This is a genomic window from Pseudomonas sp. 3JA (assembly GCF_036961705.1).
Classification (GTDB): domain Bacteria; phylum Pseudomonadota; class Gammaproteobacteria; order Pseudomonadales; family Pseudomonadaceae; genus Aquipseudomonas; species Aquipseudomonas fluorescens_Q.
Map to the genome: position 1 here is coordinate 195,355 of NZ_JBAMDJ010000006.1, position 22,203 is coordinate 217,557.

The window sequence follows — 22,203 nt, forward strand, 5'->3', positions numbered from 1 at the left end:
TGGCCATACAGTTTTGCTGTTGTGGCGAGGGGGCTTATTTGTGGGAGCAAGGTTTGGCCGCGATGCAGGCGCCTCGGTTCACCAAGGACCGCATCGCACCCATCGAAGGGCAAGCCTGTTCCCACAGAGGGAATCCCTTCACCACAAGGGCGTCGGGCAAGCCGGCGTTCTACAGTTTCAATTGCCCGATCGCCTTGCTCAACTCGCCCGCCAAGGTTGCCAATTCATCGCTGGTGGTGGCTGAATCGACGGTCTGGCGCACGGTGTTCTCGGTCACGTCGCGAATGCTCACCACCGCCCGGTTCATTTCCTCGGCGACATGGCTTTGCTGTTCGGCCGCGACCGCGATCTGGGTGTTGCTCTCGCGCATTTGCGCCACCGCTGCGGTGATCTGTGCCAACGCATCGCCGGCCTCGCGGGCCTGTTGCACGCAATCGTCGGCCTTGAGCGAGCTCTCCTGCATGAAGTCCACCGCGTCTCGGGTCCCGGCCTGCAGGGCCGAAACCATGATGGTGATTTCATCCGTGGAGGTCTGTACCCGCTTGGCCAGGTTGCGCACCTCGTCGGCCACCACGGCAAAGCCTCGGCCCATTTCTCCGGCCCGCGCCGCTTCGATGGCCGCGTTCAGGGCCAGCAGATTGGTTTGTTCGGCGATGCTGTGGATCACACTGACCACGCCATTGATCTTCTGGCTGTCTTCAGCCAGGCGCTGGATCATTTCGGCGGTCTGCTGCACACCCGAAGACAACCCGGTGATCGACTGTTGCACCCGGGCGACCACTTCGTGACCGTTGCCGGCCAGGGTGTCGGCGGTTTTCGACAGATCGCGGGTGGCGCCGGCATGCTGGGCGATGTGATAAACCGTGGCGGACATTTCGTTGATTGCCGTGGCTGCCTGATCGGTTTCGCTTTGCTGGCCGAGCATGCCGTGGCGAACATCGTTCATGCTCGACGCCAGGCGCGCGGCACCACTGTCCAACTGCCGGGCGGTGCTGGCAACGGTGTCAACCACCCGTTGATAACCGGCCTGCATGGCGTTGAACGCCGCCGCCATCTGGCCCACTTCGTCCTCGCAGGCCAGGGGCACGCGGGCGGACAGGTCGCCGGTTTTTTCCACGTGCAGCATCACGTCTTTGAGTGTGTTGAGCTGGCTGAGCAAAAAACGGATCAACAACTGCGAAGCGCCGAGCATCGCCAGCATCAACACGAACACGGCCGCGGCGTATTGGCTGAAGCGTTCGTTGAACACTTGGCTCAGGCTTACACCTTGGGCCAGCACGGCGAGTCGTTGGCTTTCACCTCGATGGATCACTTGGGCGCCCAGCAGCGGGTCGTCGCCAAACAGCAGCCCGGTATCGAGTTCGACCCAGCCGTTGGCCTGGGCCAGCGAAGGCAACGGTTGTTCGTTGAGAACGGGGACCTGGTCGCGCGGGAATGCCAGGAGATAATCGACCTTGGGCAAGGGCGCTCCGGCAGGCCAGGCATCCAGCAGGTGCGCCTGGGCCTGGGCGTTCGCCTGGGCCGCTTGGTTACGCGCCTGCTGTTCGAGGTGCACCGCGTAGAGCACCAGCAGCAAGGTGGTGACAAAGGCGACCGCATTGACCGCCCAGAATTTGTATTTCAGCGAGATATTGCTAAGCCAGGCACCCATGGAAGGTCTTCTCTGATAGCGGAAACAGCATTGGCAAGGTGCCATTATTCTGCCGCTACTCAGGTGACGGGATTTTGATGTGGGTCAACAGGCAACGAAGTCCCTGGGTCTTGATGTGGGCCAATAGTAACCAGCTCCCACAGGGGATGTGTGTTATTCGGAGATGGCCGGCAACCCAAAGAACGCCCGGGCGCAGGCGGTGCTGTGGGCTGCCAGGTCTTCCTGGGTTTCGCCCCGGTGCAAGGCTACTTCACGCAGGACCTCCGTCAGGTAGGCCGGTTCGTTGCGGCCATTCTTGGGTTTGGGCCGCAGCGTGCGGGGCAGCAGGTACGGCGCGTCGCTTTCGAGCATCAGTCGACTGCGGGGAATTTCGCGCACCAACGGGTGCAGGTGCGTGCCCCGGCGTTCGTCACAGATCCAGCCAGTGATGCCGATGTGCAGGTCCAGGTCGAGATAGCTGAACAACGCCTTCTTTTCACCGGTAAAGCAATGCACCACGAGTGCCGGCAACTGATCGCGAAAATCCCGGAGGATGTCCAGCAAGCGTTGATCGGCATCGCGTTCATGCAGGAACACCGGCAATTGCAATTGGACCGCCAAGGCGAGGTGTTCTTCCAGGACCTTTTCCTGTTGTGGCCGGGGGGAGAAGTCTCGGTTGAAATCCAGCCCGCATTCGCCCACCGCGCGCGCGCGGCTGTGCATCAGCAGATCCTTGAGGTGTCGGGCGCTGTCGGCGGTCCAGTCGCTGGCGCTGTGGGGGTGAATGCCGGCGGTGGAAAACAGCCGCTCGCCCGTTTCGTCGAGGCGTTGGCACAGCTCCAGAGCCTGTTCGCTGCCCTCGATACTGGTGCCGGTCAAGACCAGTTGGCAGACCCCGGATTCATAGGCGCGCTCGAGCACCGCCTGATGTTTGTCGGCGAAACTGGGGTTGGTCAGGTTGACGCCGATATCGATGAGTTGCATGGTGCTACCTCGGCCCAAAGGCTGGAAAGCATATCAGAGCTGTAGATTTATAAGAAAAGCCAAGAACTACAACGAGTTGAGGCTGTCTGTTAAGGCCGCGAGACACATCGGGTTGGTATAAAAGCCATCACTGTGCCAGTCTTCCGCACTTTTTCAGCGCCCCAGGCGCTCTGTTTCTGTCGACTCAGCCTCGTTTTTCAAGGGAGGCGGTCCGCAGTATTCCTTCCGGAGAGTGGATGACACGTCCCCAGGTATTGCTACTGTTGTGTTGTTCGCTGTTGTTGCCAATGCCGGCCGAGGCGCGGCTGCCCGGGCCGGTGCAGGCGGTGGCGCCGGGCACGGTGCGCGACCTGGCGCAAATCCGCAGCAGCCGTGTGTTGAAGGTTTTGGTCAACCAGAGCCGCAACAGCTCCGGTGAAGTCCAGGGCCAACCCATTGGCGTCGAATACCATCGGTTGCGAGCCTTCGAGCAATACCTCAACGGCCACGCGCGGGATGGCCAGGAAATCACCCTCAAGATCATCCCCATGGCCAAGGACCAACTGCTCGGCGCTTTACAGCGCGGGGAGGGCGATCTGGTAGCACCGGGTGAGTTGCTCGAACTGCAGGCCGGCCATGCGGTCAGCGCCAGCGATCCGATTCGTACCGACGTGCCGTTGCTGCTGGTGGGTATCAAGGGCGAGAAGCGCTACACCCGTGTGGAGCAACTTTCCGGCAAGACCCTGGCCCTGCCCAACGGCAGCGCTGCGGGAGACTCGGTGAGCCAGATCAACCAGAAACTGGCGCTGCTCAAACTGCCGCCGGTGAAGGTCGAATGGGTCGATCCCACCTTGGCTGTGGAGGATGTCCTGGAAATGGTCCAGGGTGGGATTTTCCATTTGACCATCGTCGAGCAGCCCATCGCCGAGCGCTGGAGCAAGATCCTGCCCAAGTTGCGCTTCGACCGGCAGGTGCTGATCGGCGAGCCGAGTGACGAGTATTGGTTCGTTCGCCGTGACGCCGCCATGCTGCGGGCGAGCATCGACCGCTTCCTGGCGACCTACAAGGTGCCCGCCAACGAGGACGCGGCATTCCTGCGTATCTACCGGCGTTTGTACCAGGTCCACTATCCGCTGGCCCGGGCTGATCGCCAGCGTCTGGAAAAACTGCGCCCGGTGCTGCAAAAACATGCCGATGCCCAAGGCATGGACTGGCTTAACCTGGCGGCCCTGGCCTTCAAGGAATCAGCCCTGCAACCTAACGCCCGCAGCGGCACAGGCCCCACCGGCCTGATGCAGATCACCCCCTCGGCGGCTCAGCGGGTCGGCGTCGATAACATCCAGAACCTGGACGCCAATGTGCAGGCTGGCGCCAAGTACCTGGCCCTCATCCGCCGCAAGTTCTTTGCCAGCCCCAAGCTCAACGAGCGCGAGCGCATGGCCTTCGTCCTGGCCGCTTACAACATGGGCCCCGAGCGTGTCCAAGGTATGCGAGCCGAGGCCCGACGGCGTGGTCTGAACCCCAACCAGTGGTTTTTCCAGGTCGAACGCATTGCCATGGAGCAGGTGGGAATGGGCGCCGTCAGCTACGTTAATAGTGTCAATAAGTACTACTTGGCGTTTGATCGTGAACGAGAGTCGCTGGAACCTGGAGATCAAAAGGTCGCCCAGCGAAAATAATCGATAAATTCGATTTGTATCTCGCATTTTTTTGCGCTTTTTGTACAAGTTTATTTGATTAATATGGCGACCAACAACCACACACCTAGGGATGAACCCGCATGAGCTCGTTGATCAATAAAGTCTTGTCTACCCGCGCTGGCTACGGCCTGACTGTCCTGCGCATCGCCGTTGGTGTCATATTCGCTGCCCACGGCTCGCAGAAACTCTTCGGCCTGTTCGGTGGCTACGGCCTTGCAGGCACGGCGCAGTGGATGGAAAGCATCGGCCTGACCCCGGGCTACGTGATGGCGACACTGGCGGGCGGTACCGAGTTTTTTGCCGGGCTGGCGCTGATCATCGGCCTGCTGGCGCGTCCTGCTGCACTGGGCCTGGCCTTCCTGTCGCTGGTGGCGATTTTCGCCGTGCACATCGGTAACGGCTTGTTCATGGCCAACAACGGTTATGAGTTTGCCTTGGCGTTGCTGGCGGGCAGTATTGCCGTGCTGATCGAAGGCGCGGGCAAGCTGTCGGTCGATCGCGCTATCGCGGGTTGATTGCACGATTTGAATTCGAGGCCCGTCTTGTACGGGCCTTTTCATGGGAAGTGATTCTTGACACTGGCCGGTCAGCTTCTCTAGGATGCCGCTCATGCGCCGATTTAAACAGCTACTTGCGGGGCGCCAGGTGACTCGATCCAGTCGCCGATAGAAGCCGAAGACAAGGCTTCGAAATACCGCTAAAGCGCTGGTTCGGTGTTGCCTCTCACCTGCCATGCAGACTTTTGAGGCAGAGACACGACACGATGAACGCACCCAGCCCCCTAGTACGTCTTGCGCCGATCACGGCGAACCTAGTGCAACGCAACCCGAAAATTCTCCTGGGCGGCACTCACCAGCCAACGCTCTTGCGCTATCTCGACGGCTGGCCGCGTCGTAACCATGGGCCCGCAGCTTTCCTGATCCAGTTTGTCGAAGACGGCGAGTCACTGGCGCGGTTCGCCAATGACAGTTTCGACCTGGCCGTCATCCAGTCCCCCAGTGCGGCGGACGCTCCTCAAATGATCCGGCAGTTGACCCGTGTCGCCCGGCAGGGATTGATCACGCGTCGCTGAGGCGAGGATTACGGATACGAGATGTCCACGATGTAGACCCGTTTTTCGCCGGTAGGCGTCTGGACGCTGACCTCGGCATCCAGGGCCTTGCCGACCAGGGCCCGTGCCAACGGTGAGTCGATACTGATCAGGTTCTGTTTCAGGTCCAGCTCGTCCGGGCCGACGATGCGATAGCGTGATTCCTTACCGTCCTCATCTTCGACCGTCACCCAGGCGCCGAAATACACCTTGTTCGGATCGCTGGGTTTTTCACTGACCACTTTGAGCGCTTCAAGGCGCTTGGTGAGGAAGCGCACGCGACTGTCGATTTCCCGTAGCATTTTCTTGCCATAGGTGTATTCGGCGTTTTCCGAACGATCACCCTGGGCCGCCGCCTCGCTGACCGCCTGGGTCACCTGTGGACGACGCACATGCCACAGCTCATGGAACTCAGCGCGCATCCGCGCTTCACCCTCGGGAGTGATCAGCGCGGTGCCGGCGGTGCGGGGTGGGCGATAACGGCTCATGGCAACTTCTTATAATAGCGAAACCGGGAGTCTATCAACCCTCGCGCAATACTGTCAGCGGGCTGGCATTGAGCGCTCGACGGGTGCCGAATACACCGGCCGCACCGATCAACAAGGCCCCCAGCAGCGGCAATACCAACAGCCAAGGATGCGGATGCCAGGGCAGGTCGAAGGCGTACCGGTAAAGCACCAGGCTCACCAGCTCCGAACCCAGGGCCGCGAGCAGGCCACTGACTGCGCCCAGCAGGCCGAACTCGATGCGCCGGGCCTTGACCAGCAGGGGCCGTTCGGCGCCCAGTGCGCGCAATAGCGCGCCTTGGCGTATGCGCTCGTCGAGGGTCGCCTGCAGGCCGGAAAACAGCACCGCCATCCCCGCTGCCAGCACAAACAGCAACACATACTCCACCGCCAGGGTCACTTGGGCCAGGATGCTGCGCAGTTGCTCGAGCAGGGCCTCGACTTGCAGGATCGTCACCGCCGGAAAGGCCCGGGACAGGTCGACGATCTGTTGGTCGTGGCCCGACGCCAGGTAGAAACTGGTGAGATAAGTCGCTGGCAGATCCTTCAATGTGCCGGGCTGGAAGATCATGAAGAAGTTGGGCTGGAAATTGTCCCAGTTGATCTCCCTCAGGCTGGTGACCTTCGCTTCACGATTGACGCCGCCCACGCTGAATACCAGGCGGTCGCCCAGCTTGATCTTGAGGTTCTCGGCCACTTTGCCTTCCACCGAAACCCCCGGGATATCGTCCGGTGGCTGCTGCGGCCACCAGGTCCCTGCGGTGACAACGTTGCCCGCCGGCAGGTCGGCAGCCCAGGTCAGGCTCAGGTCACGTTGCAGCGCCCGGTCACCCGCCGAGTCCTTGGTGACGAACTCCGTGGCCGGCTCGCCATTGATGCTGATGAGGCGACCGGGGACCACGGGGTAGAGCGGGGCAGATTGTGCGGACAATTCCAGCAGTTTGTCGGTGAAGGCCTGTTTGTCGTTGGGCAGGATATTCAGGGCGAAATAGTTCGGCGCGTTTTTCGGCAACTGGTTTTGCCAGGTGTCCAGCAATTCACCGCGCAACAACGCGATCAACGCCATGGACAACAGGATCAGGCCGAACGCCAAGGCCTGACCGGCGGCGGCCAAGGGATGGCGCAGCAATTGGCCGAGGCCCAGCCGCCAGGGCAGGGAAGCGCGGGCCAGCAGGCGACGCAGGCTCTGGAGCAGCAGCAACAACAAGCCGCCGAGCACCAGGGCGGCAACGACGCCACCGCCCAGCAGGGCGAAGGTCAGGACCAGGTCCAGGCTCAGGCGCCACATGATCAGGCCCAGGGCGCCCAGCGCGGCACCGTAGATCACCCAGGAGCTGGAGGGGATCGGCAGCATATCCCGGCGCAGCACCCGCAACGGTGGTACCCGGCCCAGTGCAGCCAATGGCGGCAGGGCGAACCCCGCCAGGGCCACCAGCCCGGTACCGATCCCGGCGACTGCTGGAAGCAGGCCACCCGGCGGAACGGTGGTGGGCAGCAGGTCGTGCAGCAGGGCGAACAGGCCCAGTTGGGCGATCCAGCCGAGCAGGGCGCCACTGATGCTGGCGAGCAGGCCCAGCACCGTCAATTGCAGGCTGAACAGCACCAGGGTTTCCCGGCGTGACAGGCCCAGGCAACGCAGCAGCGCACTGGCATCGAAACGTCGGGTGGCAAAGCGGTTGGCCGAAAGCGCGACGGCGACTCCGGACAGCAATACGGCCACCAGGCTGGCCATGTTCAGGTAGCGCTCGGCCTTGCCCAGGGCACCACCGATCTGCCGGTTGCCGTCGCGGGCATCCTGCAGGCGCTGGTTGGCTTCAAGGCCAGGCTTGACCAGGTCGCGGTAGGTTTGCAGCGCCGATGCCGGGCCGCGCCACAGGTCGCGATAGCTGACACGGCTGCCCGGCTGGACCACGCCGGTGGCCTCCAGGTCCTTGAGGTTGATCAGCACTCGCGGGGTGAGGCTGTAGAAATTGCCGGCGCGATCCGGTTCATAGGTCAGCACTCGGGCCAACCGCAGGGTTTGGTTGCCAACGTCGATGCTGTCGCCGATCTTCAGGTCCAGTGCCGTCAGCAACCGTGCTTCGACCCAGGCCTCGCCAGGGTTCGGCCGTCCGCCGGTTTCTTCCGGGGCGAACGGGGTGGGGCTGCTTTTCAGTTCGCCGCGCAATGGGTAGCGGTCATCGGCCGCCTTGACGCTGGACAGCTGGATGCCATTGTCGGTGGCCACGACACTGGAGAACTCCACGACCCGGGCGTGTTCCAGCCCCAGGTCGGTGCCGCTGCGGATCTGCTCCGGGCGGGCGGGGGAACTGCCTTCGAGCAACAGGTCGGCACCGAGGAATTCGGTGGCGCGCATCATCATCGCGCCGTTGAGGCGGGCACCGAAGTAACCGATGGCGGTACTGGCCGCCACCGCCACCAGCAGGGCGAAGAACAACACCCGCAACTCACCGGCGCGGGCATCGCGAAGCAATTGACGGACAGCGAGACTGAACAGGCGCAACAGCGGCAAGCGTGCCATCAAGGCTCCAGAGGGGCGACCATCTCGCCGGCTTCAAGTCGGATCAGGCGCCGGCAGCGATGGGCCAGGCGTTCATCATGGGTCACCAGCACCAGGGTCGTGCCGCGTTCCTTGTTCAATTCGAACAGCAGGTCGCTGATGCGCTCGCCGGTGTGGCTGTCGAGGTTGCCGGTGGGTTCGTCGGCAAACAGCACGTCGGGTTCGGCGGCAAAGGCGCGGGCAATCGCCACGCGTTGCTGTTCGCCGCCGGAGAGCTGGCGCGGCGAGTGAGTCAGGCGCTGGCCCAGGCCGACGCGCTGCAACAGTTGCGTGGCGCGTTCGCGGGCATCCTTGCGCCCGTCCAGTTCCAGCGGCAGCATGACGTTTTCCAGTGCATTGAGGCTGTCGAGCAACTGGAACGACTGGAAGACGAAACCGACGTGCTCGGCGCGGATCCGCGCACGCTGGTCTTCATCCAGTGCGCTGAGGGCCCGGCCGGCGAGCGTCACCTCGCCGCTGCTGGGCAGGTCGAGGCCGGCCAGCAGGCCCAGGAGGGTGGATTTGCCGGAACCGGACGCGCCGACGATGGCCAGGCTATCGCCTTTGTTCAGTTCCAGGCTGAGTTCGTGCAGGATGGTCAGTTCACCTTCCGCGCTGGAGACCACTTTGCTAAGGTCCGTCGCGGTGAGAATGCTTGAGCCCATGGAGAATCCGATGCGTGTGTGGTTTTTGAGTGCCGGCCTGGCCTTGATGTGCATGGCCCAGAACGCAGCGGCGGGTACAGTCCTGATCGTTGGCGATAGTATCAGCGCGGCTTTCGGCCTGGATACCCGGCAAGGGTGGGTGTCGTTGCTCGAACAACGGCTCAAGGCCGAGGGTTTTGACGATAAAGTGGTCAATGCCTCCATCAGTGGCGACACCAGCGCCGGAGGCCAGGCGCGGCTGCCGGCGCTGCTTGCAGCCCATAAGCCGGACCTGGTGATCCTGGAGCTGGGCGGCAACGATGGCTTGCGCGGTCAACCGCCAACACAATTGCAACAAAACCTTGCAGCGATGATCGACAGCGCTCGCGCCAGCGGTGCCCAGGTGCTTTTGCTGGGTATGCAACTGCCACCCAATTACGGACGGCGCTACACCGAAGCCTTTGCCCGGGTCTACAGCACCCTGGCCGAGGAGAAAAAAGTCCCCCTGGTGCCGTTTTTTCTCAAGGACGTCGGTGGCATCCCGACCATGATGCAAGGCGACGGATTGCACCCGTCCGTCGCGGCCCAGGGCAAGTTGCTGGAAAATGTATGGCCGACACTGAAACCGCTGCTTTGACGCTTTTCTACCGGCGGGCTTTCGGCTAATGTGGCGCCCCCGATTTGGAGCCCCCGATGCCGCGTCCCGCCTGGTCCCTGTTTGCCTACCAACTGATCGAGCCTGACGAGCAGCTGGATCTGTTCGCCTGCCAGGAAGTACGGGTGCACCTGGTGACCCGGCAGTTGGAACTCGGTGGCTCGGCCGATCGGACTCTCTGCGGCAGCCTGCTGCCGGCCCAACCGCGCTGGTCGAGCGTCGATCGCAAGATTTTCCAGGATCATCGCCTGTGCTCGTTGTGCCGGGCGATCCTGGAGTCCCAGAAGCGCGGCACATCGCCGATCTGGCCGGAGCTGCGGTTCGAGTTGTAATCTCTTCGCGCGTGCCATGACCCGCGGCTCCCACAGGGCGCGGGGTGAATGCCGAACAAAATGCTGTGCATCGGACGCTTGATTGCCGCTCTCCCCGAAATAACAGGTGGCAGTGTACAATCGCCGTTTTCATCACCCCTTGTTCGATCTGCGAAGGATTTCCCGGATGTTGCCGCGCTTGCCTGCCGTCGCCCGCTGCCTGTCTCTTGCCGCCCTGTGTATGGCGGGCCACGTTGCCGCCCTGGAGCTGCCTCTGCCACCACCGGGTGAAGACATCGTTGGCCAGGTGCAGGTTATCAAGGCCAAATACGAAGACACCTTCGCCGACCTGGGCACCACCTATGACCTGGGCTACAGCGAGATGGTCGCCGCCAACCCGGGGGTCGATCCCTGGTTGCCGGGCGCAGGCACCGAGATCGTGCTGCCGACTCGTTTCATCCTGCCGCCGGGCCCGCGCGAAGGCATCGTGATCAACCTTGCCGAGTACCGTCTCTACTATTTCCCCAAGGGGCGGAACGTGGTCTACACCTTCCCGCTGGGGATCGGGCGTGAGGGCTGGGGATCGCCGATCGCCCACACCAGCATCATCGCCAAGACGCCGAACCCGACCTGGACCCCGCCGGCATCGATCAAGGCCGAACACGCCGCCGACGGCGACCCGCTGCCGAACGTCGTGCCCGCCGGCCCTGATAACCCGCTGGGGCCCTTCAAGTTCACCCTGGGCACCCCGGGCTACCTGATCCATGGTTCGAACAAGAAGTTCGGCATCGGCATGCGCACCAGCCACGGCTGCTTCCGCATGTTCAACAATAACGTGTTGGAAATGGCCGGCATGGTGCCGGTGGGCACATCGGTGCGGATCATCAACGACCCCTACAAGCTGGGGTTGAGCGGTGGCAAGGTGTACTTGGAGGCTCACACACCGCTGGACGACAAGGGCAACCCGTCGGTGGTGGACAAGCACACCTCAGTGATCAACGCGATGCTCAAGCGTGAAGACATCACCAGCAACTTGCGCATGAACTGGGACGTGGTGCGGGACGTGGTGGCGGCCGAAGATGGCATGCCGGTGGAAATCGCTGTTCCAAATACCTCGGCACCGATGGTCACGAGCGCGCCGATCGACTTGCAGCAATAAAGGACTCGACAACAACCCGCCGACGTTTCGCGATGTCGGCGGGTTTTTTATTGCTTGGGAAAACACCGGGCAGCCGCTCTCGAACCCAAAAAAAAGCCGACCCAAAAATGGGTCGGCTCGATAACAATCCCGGGGGACTATTACTTGCGGCTAGCTTTTTCCAGCATGCGCAGAGCACGCTCGTTAGCTTCGTCAGCAGTCTGTTGTGCTTTTTGAGCAGCAGCCAGAGCTTCATCAGCTTTACGGTAAGCTTCGTCTGCACGAGCCTGGGAGCGAGCTGCTGCGTCTTCGGTAGCAGTCAGACGTGCTTCGGTTTCTTTCGATGCGCTGCTGCAACCGGTAGCCAGAACTGCGGCCAGGGCCAGAGCAGAGAATTTCAGAACGTTGTTCATCGTGTTCCCCTTCAAGGACATTCTATTAGTGACTGTCTCCCCAGACTGAGGAGTTAGCCGGCGTACATACTACCCATTACTTGTAGTAAGTAAACTGACGTAGCGCAAGAAGCAAAAAAATTGTAGGCGGTGATTCTTTTTCGAGCAACTTTTCTAAGGGGTGTTTAAAAAATATACAGCCCAAAGCCCTTGGCTGGAGCATGTCGACGAAAAAAAGTTCCGTGGCGGCGGAGAACTCTAGCAGCCCTCGCTAACGTCGTTGTTTATTGATTCACCTACACTTTTGTACATTTTTTGTGCAATGCCCCAGGCATCTTTATTGGTATTGGCGGTGACTTTAACTACGCGCGCTCGTCTCAAGACTCAACAACTGGCGATGTTCAGCTATTGCACCGTGACCGACTACAGCGCGACGATGGCGCTCAATCGATAAACCCGACGAGGTTTACCCCTTCGATGACAGGCGTGCCTTGAGCATTTGCGTCATTGGTGCCTACTATTCACGACGTGCTCGGGTTTGAGCGGATCGATTTTGGCGCTCGGTGACCAGGACGGCACGGGGTGGCGTAGATGTTCCTTCGCCGGAAAAACATCGGTAAGGTAGGGGTCGGCATTCAGACCCGCGAGGAGTAGTGATGAGCGAGGCGGTTACCATCCACCATGACCAGGCTGGTCATCAGTTCGAGACCAACGTGGACGGTCATCGTGCTTATCTGACCTATATGGACCTGGGCAAGCAGACCCTGGATATCTATCGCACCTTCGTGCCCAACGCCTTGCGCGGCCGGGGCATTGCGGCGGCGTTGACCGAAAGTGCGCTGCAGTACGCCGAAGAAATGGGCTACACGGTGATCCCATCCTGCTCCTACGTGGAGCGCTACATGGAGCGTCACCAGCGGCACGCGGCGAAACTCTGAAAAAAAGGATTCCCAATAAAAAACGCCGGGCTGAAGAGCACGGCGTTTTTTTATGCCTTGAGGAAAGTAAAGGATCGCAGGCTTCGCCAGCTCCTACATCCCCGCTCCAAATATGTACAGGAGCTGTGTAGGAGCTGTCGAGTGAAACGAGGCTGCGATGTTTTTTAACCGCGCTGACGCTTCGGCAGAACATCCTTGAGCTTGGCATGCATGCTGCGCAGGGTGTTCTCGGTGGCACTCCAGTCGATGCAGGCATCGGTGATGGAGACGCCGTACTGCAAGTCGGCGAGGTCTTTCGGAATGGCTTGGCAGCCCCAATTCAAGTGGCTTTCGACCATCAGGCCGATAATCGACTGGTTGCCTTCCAGGATCTGGTTGGCCACGTTCTCCATCACCAGCGGCTGCAGTGCCGGGTCCTTGTTGGAGTTGGCGTGGCTGCAGTCGACCATGATGTTCGGCTTGATCTTGGCTTTGTTCAGCGCCTGTTCACACAGCGCGACGCTGACCGAATCGTAGTTCGGCTTGCCGTTGCCGCCGCGCAGTACCACGTGACCATAGGCGTTGCCCTTGGTGGTGACGATCGACACGCCGCCTTCCTGGTTGATGCCCAGGAAACGGTGTGGGCTGGAGACCGACTGCAAGGCGTTGATCGCCACGGTGAGGCCACCGTCGGTGCCGTTCTTGAAGCCCACCGCCGACGACAGGCCGGAGGCCATTTCGCGGTGGGTCTGGGATTCTGTGGTGCGCGCGCCGATGGCCGACCAGCTGATCAGGTCCTGCAAGTATTGCGGCGAGATCGGGTCCAGGGCTTCGGTGGCCGTGGGCAGGCCCATTTCCGCCAGGTCCAGCAGCAACTGACGACCGATGTGCAGGCCGTCCTGGATCTTGAAGGAGTCATCCAGGTACGGGTCGTTGATCAGGCCTTTCCAGCCGACGGTGGTCCGGGGCTTCTCGAAATACACCCGCATGACCAGGTACAAGGTGTCGGAGACTTCCGCAGCCAGCACCTTCAGGCGCTCGGCGTATTCGTGGGCGGCCTTGATGTCATGGATCGAGCAGGGCCCGATGACCACGAACAGGCGATGATCGGTGCCGTCCAGGATGTTGCGGATGACTTCCCGGCCCTTGGTCACGGTGCGCAGGGCAGCGTCGCTCAGGGGAATATCGCGCTTGAGCTGGTCAGGCGTGATGAGGGTCTCGTTGGAGGCGACGTTAAGGTCGTTGATCGGTAAATCAGCCATCGTGTTACTCGTCAGGTCACGGGTGCCGGCCGCCAGCGATCCCCGCGCGGCGGTGCACAGCGGATTTTAAGCGCGTCGGGGAGCCGAACCTTATCGCGTTACGAGGGGGCTCGACAATGGGCTGGGACGGGTTTAATGCCCTATAGGCGGGGGAAAAGGCCTTGGCGATGGCTCTGCAGCAGATTCGTGAGCAGATGTAATGATGATTGCATGCCATGCCGCTCGCGCTGATAGTGTGCAGGGACTTTTACCAGGAGAGTTGCAAAGATGCAGGCAGGCGTGAAACCGCGGATCGGGATGATCGGCACCGGGGCGATCGGTGGGTTCTACGGCGTGATGCTGGCGCGTGCCGGTTTTGACGTGCACTTTTTACTGCGCAGCGAATTTGCTGCCGTGGCCGAAGCCGGTTTGCGGATCGACAGCGCGGTCCACGGTACGCTGGCCCTCAACCCCGTCCAGGCGTATCGCTCGGCAGCCGACATGCCGCCCTGCGACTGGCTGCTGGTTGGCGCCAAGACCACCAGCAATACCGAGCTGGCCCCGGTCATTACCCAGGCTGCCGCTGAGGGGGCAAAAGTCCTTTTGCTGCAGAACGGCCTGGATGTCGAAGACGATCTTCGCCCTCTGTTGCCCGATTCGTTGCACCTGTTGGGCGGCCTGTGCCTGATCTGCGTGCATCGCGTCGGCCCTGGTGTCGTCACCCACCAGGCCCTGGGCGCGGTCAACGTCGGTTATCACAGTGGGCCTTGCGCCGATCAGGCACAACGCATGGTGATCGTCGAAGAGGCGGCGACGTTGTTCCGCAGCGCCGGTATCGACGCCCAGGCCATGCCGGGCCTGCAACAGGCCCGCTGGCAGAAGCTGGTGTGGAATGTGCCGTACAACGGCCTTTCGGTCCTGTTGGGCGCCAGTACCACACCATTGATGGCCAACGACCATAGCCGCGAATTGATCCAGGCACTGATGGGGGAGGTGGTCCGCGGTGCGCAAGCCTGTGGGCATCATATCGCGCCGGGTTATGCCGAGTATCTGTTCACGATGACCGAGAAGATGCCCGACTACTGGCCGAGCATGTACCACGATTATTCCCACAAGCGTGTGCTGGAACTGGACGCGATCTACGGCCGGCCATTGGCGGCAGCGAAAGCGGCAGGGTGTGAGCTGCCGAAAATCGAAGCCTTGTACCAGGCGTTGGCGTTCGTGGACCGATATAACCGCTGAGCGGGCAAAAGGGGAGCGGTATGGCAAACAACATCGACGACAAACTGGTGCTGGCGATTTCGTCGCGGGCGCTGTTCGACCTTAGGGAAAGCCACAAGGTGTACTTGTCGAGTGGTGTCGAAGCCTATCGGCAATACCAGATCGAGCATGAAGACGAAGTCCTGGCACCCGGCGACGCCTTCGCCCTGGTGCAAAAGCTGCTGAGCCTTAACGAGCACCTGGGGCGTGCCCGGGTCGAAGTCATCCTGGTTTCGCGCAACAGCGCCGACACCGGCCTTCGGGTGTTCAACTCGATCCATCATTATGGGCTGGCGATCTCGCGCGCGGCTTTCGTGGGCGGTCGCAGCCCGTACCCGTACCTCAAGGCGTTCGGTTGTGATCTCTTTTTGTCCACCCACGCTGAAGACGTGCGCAGTGCCCTGGACGCCGGGTTTGCCGCCGCGACCATCCTGTCGGGTGGTGCCAGTCGCGCGGCCAGCGAGGAACTGCGCATTGCCTTCGACGGCGATGCCGTGCTGTTTTCCGATGAGTCGGAACGCGTCTATCAGGCCGATGGGTTGGAGGCCTTCCAGGCCAGCGAGCGACAGGCCGCCCGCGAGCCGCTACGAGGCGGGCCGTTCAAGGGGTTCCTGGCGGCGCTCAATGCACTGCAGCGCGAGTTTCCCGAGGACGCCTGCCCCATTCGTACGGCGTTGGTGACGGCCCGTTCGGCACCGGCCCACGAGCGGGTCATCCGGACCTTGCGTGAGTGGGATATTCGCCTGGACGAGTCGTTGTTCCTGGGTGGCCTGACCAAATCGGCGTTCCTCGAAGCCTTCGCCGCCGATGTTTTTTTCGATGACCAGACCGGCCATTGCGAACTGGCCCGGGAGGTGGTCGCCACCGGTCACGTGCCCCACGGTATCAGTAACGAAGTGAAGCCCTGACTGCCCTTGGTCCGGGACGTCAAGCCGCACGTCGCAGTCCCCTGGGCGCTGCTAAGCTGAATCAATCTCCGCCATTTTGGCACGCGAGGAGGTCACATGATTCGTTCGATGCTGTACGCCACAGACCTGGGGCTGTACGCCCCTTATGTGATGCAGCATGCCTTGGCGTTAGCACGGACGTTTGAAGCCGAGTTGTATGTGGTGCATGCGGTAGAACCGATGGGGCTGTTCGCCGAGTCGGTGCTGCAAAGCTATCTCGACGAGCAGGCGCTGAACGAATTTCACCGCCAAGGTCTGAATACGGTGATGGCCAATATCGAACAGCGGGTGCTCGACAGTTTCCGCGAGGAGTTGGGGGAAGGGCAGCAGGACTTGAAACTGATCAAGTCGGTCAGGGTGTACCAGGGCGATCCTTCCCAAGTCATCCTGGAGCAGGCTGCGAAACTCTCCGTCGACTTGCTGATCGTAGGCAGTCATTGCCAAGGGGCTAGCGGTGAAATCCCCTTGGGCAGAACCGCTGCACGGGTATTGCAGTTATCCCGGGTGCCGGTCTATCTGGTACCGCTGGTACAGCGCCGACGCCAGGGAGAGGCCTGAGGCGAAATGATGGCTTTTTATAAAAAGTTCTAGATTTATTGCTGAAACCTTTCATATAGTTATATACCGTCGCTGATGCCCGTGGCGTCCAACTGCTTTGAGGGATACATATGAAGCTTCAACAACTGCGCTACATCTGGGAAGTGGCGCACCACGACCTCAACGTTTCCGCTACTGCCCAAAGCCTCTACACATCGCAACCCGGCATCAGCAAGCAGATCCGCCTGTTGGAAGATGAACTGGGCGTCGAAGTCTTCGCCCGCAGTGGCAAACACCTGACCCGCGTGACGCCGGCCGGCGAGCGCATCATCACCACCGCTGGCGAGATCCTGCGCAAGGTCGAAAGCATCAAGCAGATCGCCCAGGAGTTCTCCAACGAGAAAAAAGGCACCTTGTCGATCGCCACCACCCACACCCAGGCCCGTTATGCGCTGCCGCCGGTGATCAGCAACTTCATCAAGCAATACCCGGACGTGGCGCTGCACATGCACCAGGGGTCGCCGATGCAGATCGCCGAAATGGCCGCCGACGGTACCGTGGACTTCGCCATTGCCACCGAGGCCCTGGAACTGTTCGGGGACCTGGTGATGATGCCGTGCTATCGCTGGAACCGCTGTGTGGTCGTGCCCCAGGGCCATCCGTTGACCAAGCTGCCGAAGCTGACCCTCGAAGCCCTGGCCGAATACCCGATCGTGACCTACGTATTCGGTTTCACGGGTCGTTCCAAACTTGACGAAGCCTTCAGCCATCGTGGCCTGACGCCCAAAGTGGTGTTCACCGCCGCCGACGCCGACGTGATCAAGACCTACGTTCGCCTGGGCCTGGGTGTGGGCATCGTCGCGAAGATGGCCGTCGATACCAAGCTCGACAGCGACCTGGTGGTACTGGATGCCAGTGAGTTGTTCGAATCCAGCGTGACCAAGATCGGTTTCCGTCGTGGCACTTTCCTGCGGGGGTTCATGTGCGATTTCATCGAGAAGTTTGCACCGCACCTGACCCGGGAAGTGATGGCCAAGGCCATCCAGTGCCACAACAAGCAAGAACTTGAAGAGTTGTTCGACGGCGTCGAGCTACCGGTGCACTAAGACCCTTCTAGATCGCCTCGGTGACAGCGAACTGTTGCCGGGCGCCCGCTACCACGATCTCTACTTCATCCCCTTCGAACTTGCCCAAAAGGCCGCGGCCCAGCGGTGAGCGAGGGGTGATGACGGTGATCGGCTGGCCCACCAGCGAGACCTTCAAACCCGCCGCATCCGGTCCCAGGAACAGCCATTGCTGGCGACCGTCCTCATCCTCTAAACCAATCAACGTGCCCACCTGAATGCCGCGCTGTTCGTCGTATGGCCTTAGTGTCAGGTTCTGGCAGAGGGCGAGGGCCTGGCGTATTTCTTCCACGCGCCTGGCTTGCCCGGCAGCGAGGTAAGAAGCTTCAAGGCCCAGGGTGTCGTACTTGTTCTCGGCGATGTTTTCTTCGTGGGTCGCGGTTTCGTAGGCTGTCTGCGCGGCGCGTTCGGCGATGTCGAGATCAATTTTGAGCTTGTCGAGAATCAACTGGTGGACGGTCTGTTTGTTCATGGTCATTCGCAGAATTGCAGGACGTTGGCGCGGCTTTTCTCACTGGGCGCATTCTGGTCCTGTTGCAGCCAGAACTGGCACTTGGGGTTGGACAGGTTGCGCGGATTGTTGCGGGCCTGATCGAGGGCCTGGCGCTGCTCGTTCCTTTGCAGGTTTTGCTGGTACTGCTCGAACATCGGCGTGGGCGGCTCTGGAGGTGGTTGCACCACCGGTGGTTGCGCCAGTTGATGGACGGCGGCGGCCACGGGTGCCAGTTGTTCGTTGAACAGGAATCTGGACAGCAGCCAGCCCGTCAACACGATGGCGAGGAACCCCAGCCACAGGCCCAGGGCGATGCTGAAGGTCAATTGCAAAGCCGTGAGGCGCGAGGGTGTCGGGTGATCGGGCATGGCTGCTTCCTGGCAGGGGCATGGGCAGGCGATATTGTCGCATGAAGATTAATCGCCGTCGGCTCTTCTGCGTGATCGGTTTATTCGGGACAATCAGGCCTTTGCCACAGGGAGTCGGGAATGACCGTGCGTTGGGATATTTTTTGCACCGTCGTCGATAACTTTGGCGACATTGGTGTCACTTGGCGCCTGGCTCGGCAGTTGGTGGCCGAGCATCGATGCGCGGTGCGGCTATGGGTTGACGACCTGCGTGCCTTCGAACGAATTTGCCCGGAAATCGACATCACCCTGTCCGAGCAATGGCAGCAGGGCGTGCAAGTGCGTCACTGGCCCGAGGAGTGGGCGCCCACCGACGCCGCCGACGTGGTGATCGCCGCGTTTGCCTGCCAACTGCCGAGCGCCTACATGGATGCGATGGCCGCGCGCCAGACGACGCCCCTGTGGATGAACCTTGATTATTTGAGCGCCGAGGACTGGGTGATCGGTTGCCATGGCTTACCGTCAGTCAAATACAAGCACGTGCAGAAATATTTCTTTTTCCCCGGCTTTCGGGAGGGAACGGGTGGCTTGCTGCGCGAGGCCGGCCTGCTGGAGCGCCGTCGGCAATTTCAGCAGGATGCCGAAGCGCAACGCAGTTTCCTGCAAGGATTGGGCGTGGAGCGGGCGCCGCAAGCCTGCCTGATCTCGCTGTTTGCCTACGAGAACGCTGGGCTGGCGAGTTGGTTTGACGCGATGGCAGCCGATACCCAGGCATTTCATGTGCTGGTTCCCGAAGGGCGAGTGTTGGGCGACGTCGAGCGTTGGCTCGGTGTCGAAGGCCTGAAGGTCGGTGCGCTGCATCGACGCGGTGCACTGACGGTGCAGGTGCTGCCGTTCGTTCGCCAGGATCAGTACGACCAGTTGCTGTGGTGCTGTGATTTCAACGCCGTGCGTGGCGAAGACTCCTTCGTGCGCGCCCAGTGGGCTGGTCGGCCGCTGCTCTGGCATATCTACCAGCAGGAAGAAGACGTCCACCTGGAAAAGCTCGAGGCATTTCTCAGGCTCTACAATCAGGGGCTTTCACCGGCTGCGCAAAAAGCGATCAGCGGTCTTTGGCGGGCCTGGAATGCCGGCCAGGACATGACCGAATATTGGAAAGCCACCCGTGAACAGCAGCAGGAACTGGCCGAACATGCCCAGGCGTGGTGTCTGGAACAGGCCTCGCGAGCCGATCTTGCCGCAGCGCTGGTGAAGTTTTATGTAAATTGGATATGATACGCGGCCTAGATTTTTGTAAATCCCATCCAAATTCGGATATTCGCAATGAAAACTGGTAAAGAACTGAAACCCGGGACCGTGATCCGTCTCGAAAACGATCCTTGGCTGGTTCAGAAAGCTGAGTTCACCAAGTCGGGTCGTAACAGCGCGATCATGAAGACCAAGCTGAAGAACCTGCTGACCGGTTACAAGACCGAGATCGTCTACAGCGCCGACGACAAACTGGACGACGTGATCCTCGACCGCAAAGAAGCGACCCTGTCCTTCATCAGCGGCGACACCTACACGTTCATGGACACCACTGACTACACCATGTACGAGCTGAACGCCGAAGACATCGAAAGCGTTCTGCCGTTCATCGAAGAAGGCATGACCGACGTCTGCGAAGCCGTGTTCTTCGAAGAACGCCTGGTTTCCGTAGAACTGCCGACCACCATCGTGCGTCAGGTTGACTACACCGAAGGCTCCGCTCGCGGTGACACTTCCGGCAAGGTGATGAAGCCTGCCAAACTGAAGAACGGTACCGAGCTGTCGGTTGCTGACTTCATCGAAATCGGCGACATGATCGAGATCGATACCCGCGAAGGCGGTTCCTACAAAGGCCGCGCTAAATAAGCGAAGCCTTGTGTATGAAAAAGCCCGACCATTGAGTCGGGCTTTTTTATTTCAAAGTGCCACAGCAGAACCCTGTGGCGAGGGAGCTTGCTCCCGCTGGGCTGTACAGCAGCCCCAAACCCAGACAACGCGATTATCCAGTCATACCGCATTTGCCCATTTTACGACTGCTGCGCAGCCGAGCGGGAGCAAGCTCCCTCGCCACCAAGGCTCCGGTGCCCAGTTATTTCAAGTGCTGCTTGAGCTCTTCGGACACTTGCAACATCGCCGAACGCACCGCTGGCACCTGGCTGACCACGTTGAGCAAGCCATAGTCGTGGATCATGCCGTTGTAGCGCACGGCGGTGACGGGTACACCGGCCGCGTCCAGCTTGCGGGCATAGGCTTCGCCTTCATCGCGCAAGACATCAGCCTCTGCGGTCTGCACCAGCGCTGGCGGCAGACCCTTGAGTTGTGCGGTGCTGGCCCGCAGCGGCGAGGCATAGATCTCGCCGCGTTGCCCGGCATCGGTGGTGTAGTTGTCCCAGAACCATTTCATCATGTTTTTACCGAGGAAGTGCCCTTCGGCGAACTGGTTGTAGGACGCCGTCTCGAAGCTGGCGTCGGTCACCGGCCATAGCAACGCCTGGAAACGGATCGCCGGCGTGCCTTTGTCTTTCGCCATCAGGGCCACGACCGCCGCCATGTTGCCGCCGACGCTGTTGCCCACCACGGCCATGCGCTTGCCGTCGACGTTGATCTGCTTGCCGTGTTCGGCCACCCATTTCGTGGCGGCGTAGGCCTGGTTGATCGCCACCGGGTAATGCGCTTCGGGTGAAGGCGTGTAGTTGACGAACACCGCGACAGCGCCCGAGCCCGCCACCAGATCTCGAACCAGGCGTTCGTGGGTCGGGAAGTCACCCAATACCCAGCCACCGCCGTGGAAGAACATGAACACGGGCAACTCACCCTTGACCCCGGCCGGGCGAACGATGGTCAGGCTGATCGGCTGGCCATCGACCTGGATGGTTTTCTCGCTGACGTCGGCCTTGGGCAAAGTCAGTTTCACCCCCGCCTGGGCGCCCACCAATACGGCGCGGGCGTCCTTGGGCGACAGTTGCTCCAGGGGCTTGCCAGTGCCGGCATTCAGCACGTCGAGAAACGCCTGGGTGTTGTGTTCGACGATGCCGTCGGCGAAGGCACTGCTGACGCTGAGGGCGAGAAGGGTGCCGGCAAAGGCTTTGCTGAGCGTGTTCATGTGCATCTCCTTAGGTTCGGGTCCAGGGTTGGTGGTCAGACGGTCACGTGCAGGCGCACATCAACATTGCCGCGGGTGGCGTTGGAGTACGGGCAGACTTGGTGAGCCGCATCCACCAGGCTTTGCGCGTCGGCCTGGTCCAGCCCTGGCAGGCTGATGTGCAGGTCGATGTCGAGGCCGAAACCGCCGGGGATCTGGCCGATGCCGACATGGGCGGTAATCGAGGCGTCGTCCGGGATCTTGCGTTTGCTCTGGCTAGCTACGAATTTCAGTGCGCCGATGAAGCAGGCCGAGTAGCCGGCGGCGAACAGTTGCTCAGGGTTGGTCGCCGCACCGCCTGCACCACCGAGTTCCTTGGGCGTGGCGAGTTTGACGTCGAGGATGTTGTCACTGGAGATCGCACGACCATCACGGCCGCCGGTGGAGGTTGCGATTGCGGTGTAGAGAGTTTGCATGGCGAGAGCCTCGTTTCTGGGGTTGAGTTATTGCGCTAAATGTTTGCGCGCTAATTAGGTGTGAGGCAAATGTATAGCGCTAATATTTTGCGCGCAAGATATTTTTTTGAGGCGAGTTGAGTTGGCGCCACTAAAAGGGCGTGTAACCCTTGACCTAGAGCGTTTCAGCGCAGAAAAAAAATTT

Annotated in this window: 24 protein-coding genes; 13 read left to right on the forward strand and 11 right to left on the reverse strand. The window is 61.0% G+C overall.

The window, feature by feature from the left end:
- Nucleotides 1-169 precede the first annotated feature (169 nt).
- Entirely contained in the window at nucleotides 170-1,651 is a 1,482-nt protein-coding gene (locus V7773_RS07040) for a methyl-accepting chemotaxis protein (protein ID WP_336072797.1), read from the reverse strand.
- A gap of 153 nt (nucleotides 1,652-1,804) precedes the next feature.
- Nucleotides 1,805-2,614 carry a TatD family hydrolase gene (locus V7773_RS07045; protein WP_336072799.1) on the reverse strand — a complete coding sequence of 270 codons (810 nt, stop codon included), beginning with the start codon at nucleotides 2,612-2,614 and terminating at the stop codon, nucleotides 1,805-1,807.
- A 236-nt stretch (nucleotides 2,615-2,850) separates the two neighbouring features.
- On the opposite strand from V7773_RS07045, the gene V7773_RS07050 reads away from it, so the two are divergent.
- The 3 genes from V7773_RS07050 (at nucleotide 2,851) to V7773_RS07060 (ending at nucleotide 5,365) form a co-directional block, all read left to right on the forward strand.
- Complete coding sequence (locus V7773_RS07050; RefSeq protein ID WP_063322327.1) at nucleotides 2,851-4,272, forward strand: transglycosylase SLT domain-containing protein; 1,422 nt, start codon at nucleotides 2,851-2,853, stop codon at nucleotides 4,270-4,272.
- Nucleotides 4,273-4,373: 101 nt separating this feature from the next.
- Nucleotides 4,374-4,808 (forward strand): DoxX family protein, encoded by a 435-nt coding sequence (locus V7773_RS07055; RefSeq protein WP_092222939.1) that lies wholly within the window; start codon nucleotides 4,374-4,376, stop codon nucleotides 4,806-4,808.
- Between the two features lie 248 nt (nucleotides 4,809-5,056).
- Entirely contained in the window at nucleotides 5,057-5,365 is a 309-nt protein-coding gene (locus tag V7773_RS07060; protein WP_063322325.1) for a hypothetical protein, read from the forward strand.
- An 8-nt stretch (nucleotides 5,366-5,373) separates the two neighbouring features.
- On the opposite strand, the gene greB is transcribed toward V7773_RS07060, so the two are convergent.
- The 3 genes from greB to V7773_RS07075 are packed head-to-tail and all read right to left on the reverse strand — an operon-like array spanning nucleotide 5,374 to nucleotide 9,093.
- On the reverse strand, nucleotides 5,374-5,871 hold the full coding sequence (gene greB, locus V7773_RS07065; protein WP_336072800.1) for a transcription elongation factor GreB: 498 nt from the start codon (nucleotides 5,869-5,871) through the stop codon (nucleotides 5,374-5,376).
- Between the two features lie 34 nt (nucleotides 5,872-5,905).
- Nucleotides 5,906-8,410 (reverse strand): ABC transporter permease, encoded by a 2,505-nt coding sequence (locus tag V7773_RS07070; protein ID WP_336072801.1) that lies wholly within the window; start codon nucleotides 8,408-8,410, stop codon nucleotides 5,906-5,908.
- A complete protein-coding gene (locus tag V7773_RS07075; RefSeq protein ID WP_336072803.1) occupies nucleotides 8,410-9,093 on the reverse strand; it encodes an ABC transporter ATP-binding protein in 684 nt (227 codons plus the stop codon). Before V7773_RS07075 ends, V7773_RS07070 begins: the two co-directional genes overlap by 1 nt.
- A gap of 10 nt (nucleotides 9,094-9,103) precedes the next feature.
- Between V7773_RS07075 and V7773_RS07080 the strand changes: the two genes are divergently transcribed.
- The 3 genes from V7773_RS07080 (at nucleotide 9,104) to V7773_RS07090 (ending at nucleotide 11,197) form a co-directional block, all read left to right on the forward strand.
- Nucleotides 9,104-9,709 carry an arylesterase gene (locus V7773_RS07080; protein ID WP_063322322.1) on the forward strand — a complete coding sequence of 202 codons (606 nt, stop codon included), beginning with the start codon at nucleotides 9,104-9,106 and terminating at the stop codon, nucleotides 9,707-9,709.
- Between the two features lie 56 nt (nucleotides 9,710-9,765).
- Nucleotides 9,766-10,059, forward strand: a complete 294-nt coding sequence (locus tag V7773_RS07085) for a hypothetical protein (RefSeq protein WP_003199347.1) — start codon at nucleotides 9,766-9,768, stop codon at nucleotides 10,057-10,059.
- Between the two features lie 166 nt (nucleotides 10,060-10,225).
- Nucleotides 10,226-11,197: a L,D-transpeptidase family protein gene (locus V7773_RS07090; protein WP_063322321.1), complete on the forward strand. Its 972-nt coding sequence runs from the start codon at nucleotides 10,226-10,228 to the stop codon at nucleotides 11,195-11,197.
- 140 nt (nucleotides 11,198-11,337) lie between these two features.
- Here V7773_RS07090 and oprI read toward each other — a convergent pair whose 3' ends face one another.
- Nucleotides 11,338-11,589 carry an outer membrane lipoprotei OprI gene (gene oprI, locus V7773_RS07095; protein WP_003183784.1) on the reverse strand — a complete coding sequence of 84 codons (252 nt, stop codon included), beginning with the start codon at nucleotides 11,587-11,589 and terminating at the stop codon, nucleotides 11,338-11,340.
- A gap of 635 nt (nucleotides 11,590-12,224) precedes the next feature.
- On the opposite strand from oprI, the gene V7773_RS07100 reads away from it, so the two are divergent.
- Nucleotides 12,225-12,506, forward strand: a complete 282-nt coding sequence (locus V7773_RS07100; protein ID WP_003199362.1) for a GNAT family N-acetyltransferase — start codon at nucleotides 12,225-12,227, stop codon at nucleotides 12,504-12,506.
- Nucleotides 12,507-12,670: 164 nt separating this feature from the next.
- Here the strand turns inward: V7773_RS07100 and V7773_RS07105 are convergent, their stop codons facing one another.
- On the reverse strand, nucleotides 12,671-13,747 hold the full coding sequence (locus V7773_RS07105; protein WP_003199364.1) for a 3-deoxy-7-phosphoheptulonate synthase: 1,077 nt from the start codon (nucleotides 13,745-13,747) through the stop codon (nucleotides 12,671-12,673).
- A 267-nt stretch (nucleotides 13,748-14,014) separates the two neighbouring features.
- Between V7773_RS07105 and V7773_RS07110 the strand changes: the two genes are divergently transcribed.
- The 4 genes from V7773_RS07110 to cysB all read left to right on the forward strand — a co-directional run bounded on the left by V7773_RS07110 (nucleotide 14,015) and on the right by cysB (nucleotide 17,576).
- On the forward strand, nucleotides 14,015-14,968 hold the full coding sequence (locus tag V7773_RS07110; RefSeq protein WP_063322320.1) for a putative 2-dehydropantoate 2-reductase: 954 nt from the start codon (nucleotides 14,015-14,017) through the stop codon (nucleotides 14,966-14,968).
- 20 nt (nucleotides 14,969-14,988) lie between these two features.
- On the forward strand, nucleotides 14,989-15,894 hold the full coding sequence (locus V7773_RS07115) for a 5'-nucleotidase (RefSeq protein WP_063322319.1): 906 nt from the start codon (nucleotides 14,989-14,991) through the stop codon (nucleotides 15,892-15,894).
- Nucleotides 15,895-15,990: 96 nt separating this feature from the next.
- Nucleotides 15,991-16,491 carry a universal stress protein gene (locus tag V7773_RS07120; protein WP_336072809.1) on the forward strand — a complete coding sequence of 167 codons (501 nt, stop codon included), beginning with the start codon at nucleotides 15,991-15,993 and terminating at the stop codon, nucleotides 16,489-16,491.
- A gap of 110 nt (nucleotides 16,492-16,601) precedes the next feature.
- Nucleotides 16,602-17,576: an HTH-type transcriptional regulator CysB gene (gene cysB / locus V7773_RS07125; protein ID WP_003199376.1), complete on the forward strand. Its 975-nt coding sequence runs from the start codon at nucleotides 16,602-16,604 to the stop codon at nucleotides 17,574-17,576.
- A 7-nt stretch (nucleotides 17,577-17,583) separates the two neighbouring features.
- Here cysB and V7773_RS07130 read toward each other — a convergent pair whose 3' ends face one another.
- Together V7773_RS07130 and V7773_RS07135 are read right to left on the reverse strand one after the other, a co-directional pair.
- On the reverse strand, nucleotides 17,584-18,066 hold the full coding sequence (locus V7773_RS07130; protein ID WP_025212614.1) for a GreA/GreB family elongation factor: 483 nt from the start codon (nucleotides 18,064-18,066) through the stop codon (nucleotides 17,584-17,586).
- A 2-nt stretch (nucleotides 18,067-18,068) separates the two neighbouring features.
- Complete coding sequence (locus V7773_RS07135) at nucleotides 18,069-18,455, reverse strand: hypothetical protein (protein ID WP_092463391.1); 387 nt, start codon at nucleotides 18,453-18,455, stop codon at nucleotides 18,069-18,071.
- A gap of 120 nt (nucleotides 18,456-18,575) precedes the next feature.
- Between V7773_RS07135 and earP the strand changes: the two genes are divergently transcribed.
- Entirely contained in the window at nucleotides 18,576-19,709 is a 1,134-nt protein-coding gene (earP, locus tag V7773_RS07140; protein WP_063322317.1) for an elongation factor P maturation arginine rhamnosyltransferase EarP, read from the forward strand.
- 48 nt (nucleotides 19,710-19,757) lie between these two features.
- A complete protein-coding gene (locus tag V7773_RS07145; RefSeq protein WP_003199385.1) occupies nucleotides 19,758-20,327 on the forward strand; it encodes an elongation factor P in 570 nt (189 codons plus the stop codon).
- Between the two features lie 223 nt (nucleotides 20,328-20,550).
- Here the strand turns inward: V7773_RS07145 and V7773_RS07150 are convergent, their stop codons facing one another.
- Both V7773_RS07150 and V7773_RS07155 read right to left on the reverse strand, forming a co-directional pair.
- On the reverse strand, nucleotides 20,551-21,564 hold the full coding sequence (locus V7773_RS07150) for an alpha/beta hydrolase (protein ID WP_336072811.1): 1,014 nt from the start codon (nucleotides 21,562-21,564) through the stop codon (nucleotides 20,551-20,553).
- A 35-nt stretch (nucleotides 21,565-21,599) separates the two neighbouring features.
- Complete coding sequence (locus V7773_RS07155; protein ID WP_003199389.1) at nucleotides 21,600-22,019, reverse strand: organic hydroperoxide resistance protein; 420 nt, start codon at nucleotides 22,017-22,019, stop codon at nucleotides 21,600-21,602.
- Between the last annotated feature and the right edge of the window lie 184 nt (nucleotides 22,020-22,203).

What these genes read in the sequence shown, in the direction of transcription:
- V7773_RS07040 (WP_336072797.1), bottom strand. Translation starts at nt 1,651, where the DNA reads ATGGGTGCCTGGCTTAGCAATATCTCGCTGAAATACAAATTCTGGGCG.
- V7773_RS07045 (WP_336072799.1), bottom strand. Translation starts at nt 2,614, where the DNA reads ATGCAACTCATCGATATCGGCGTCAACCTGACCAACCCCAGTTTCGCC.
- V7773_RS07050 (WP_063322327.1), top strand. Translation starts at nt 2,851, where the DNA reads ATGACACGTCCCCAGGTATTGCTACTGTTGTGTTGTTCGCTGTTGTTG.
- V7773_RS07055 (WP_092222939.1), top strand. Translation starts at nt 4,374, where the DNA reads ATGAGCTCGTTGATCAATAAAGTCTTGTCTACCCGCGCTGGCTACGGC.
- V7773_RS07060 (WP_063322325.1), top strand. Translation starts at nt 5,057, where the DNA reads ATGAACGCACCCAGCCCCCTAGTACGTCTTGCGCCGATCACGGCGAAC.
- greB (WP_336072800.1), bottom strand. Translation starts at nt 5,871, where the DNA reads ATGAGCCGTTATCGCCCACCCCGCACCGCCGGCACCGCGCTGATCACT.
- V7773_RS07070 (WP_336072801.1), bottom strand. Translation starts at nt 8,410, where the DNA reads ATGGCACGCTTGCCGCTGTTGCGCCTGTTCAGTCTCGCTGTCCGTCAA.
- V7773_RS07075 (WP_336072803.1), bottom strand. Translation starts at nt 9,093, where the DNA reads ATGGGCTCAAGCATTCTCACCGCGACGGACCTTAGCAAAGTGGTCTCC.
- V7773_RS07080 (WP_063322322.1), top strand. Translation starts at nt 9,104, where the DNA reads ATGCGTGTGTGGTTTTTGAGTGCCGGCCTGGCCTTGATGTGCATGGCC.
- V7773_RS07085 (WP_003199347.1), top strand. Translation starts at nt 9,766, where the DNA reads ATGCCGCGTCCCGCCTGGTCCCTGTTTGCCTACCAACTGATCGAGCCT.
- V7773_RS07090 (WP_063322321.1), top strand. Translation starts at nt 10,226, where the DNA reads ATGTTGCCGCGCTTGCCTGCCGTCGCCCGCTGCCTGTCTCTTGCCGCC.
- oprI (WP_003183784.1), bottom strand. Translation starts at nt 11,589, where the DNA reads ATGAACAACGTTCTGAAATTCTCTGCTCTGGCCCTGGCCGCAGTTCTG.
- V7773_RS07100 (WP_003199362.1), top strand. Translation starts at nt 12,225, where the DNA reads ATGAGCGAGGCGGTTACCATCCACCATGACCAGGCTGGTCATCAGTTC.
- V7773_RS07105 (WP_003199364.1), bottom strand. Translation starts at nt 13,747, where the DNA reads ATGGCTGATTTACCGATCAACGACCTTAACGTCGCCTCCAACGAGACC.
- V7773_RS07110 (WP_063322320.1), top strand. Translation starts at nt 14,015, where the DNA reads ATGCAGGCAGGCGTGAAACCGCGGATCGGGATGATCGGCACCGGGGCG.
- V7773_RS07115 (WP_063322319.1), top strand. Translation starts at nt 14,989, where the DNA reads ATGGCAAACAACATCGACGACAAACTGGTGCTGGCGATTTCGTCGCGG.
- V7773_RS07120 (WP_336072809.1), top strand. Translation starts at nt 15,991, where the DNA reads ATGATTCGTTCGATGCTGTACGCCACAGACCTGGGGCTGTACGCCCCT.
- cysB (WP_003199376.1), top strand. Translation starts at nt 16,602, where the DNA reads ATGAAGCTTCAACAACTGCGCTACATCTGGGAAGTGGCGCACCACGAC.
- V7773_RS07130 (WP_025212614.1), bottom strand. Translation starts at nt 18,066, where the DNA reads ATGAACAAACAGACCGTCCACCAGTTGATTCTCGACAAGCTCAAAATT.
- V7773_RS07135 (WP_092463391.1), bottom strand. Translation starts at nt 18,455, where the DNA reads ATGCCCGATCACCCGACACCCTCGCGCCTCACGGCTTTGCAATTGACC.
- earP (WP_063322317.1), top strand. Translation starts at nt 18,576, where the DNA reads ATGACCGTGCGTTGGGATATTTTTTGCACCGTCGTCGATAACTTTGGC.
- V7773_RS07145 (WP_003199385.1), top strand. Translation starts at nt 19,758, where the DNA reads ATGAAAACTGGTAAAGAACTGAAACCCGGGACCGTGATCCGTCTCGAA.
- V7773_RS07150 (WP_336072811.1), bottom strand. Translation starts at nt 21,564, where the DNA reads ATGAACACGCTCAGCAAAGCCTTTGCCGGCACCCTTCTCGCCCTCAGC.
- V7773_RS07155 (WP_003199389.1), bottom strand. Translation starts at nt 22,019, where the DNA reads ATGCAAACTCTCTACACCGCAATCGCAACCTCCACCGGCGGCCGTGAT.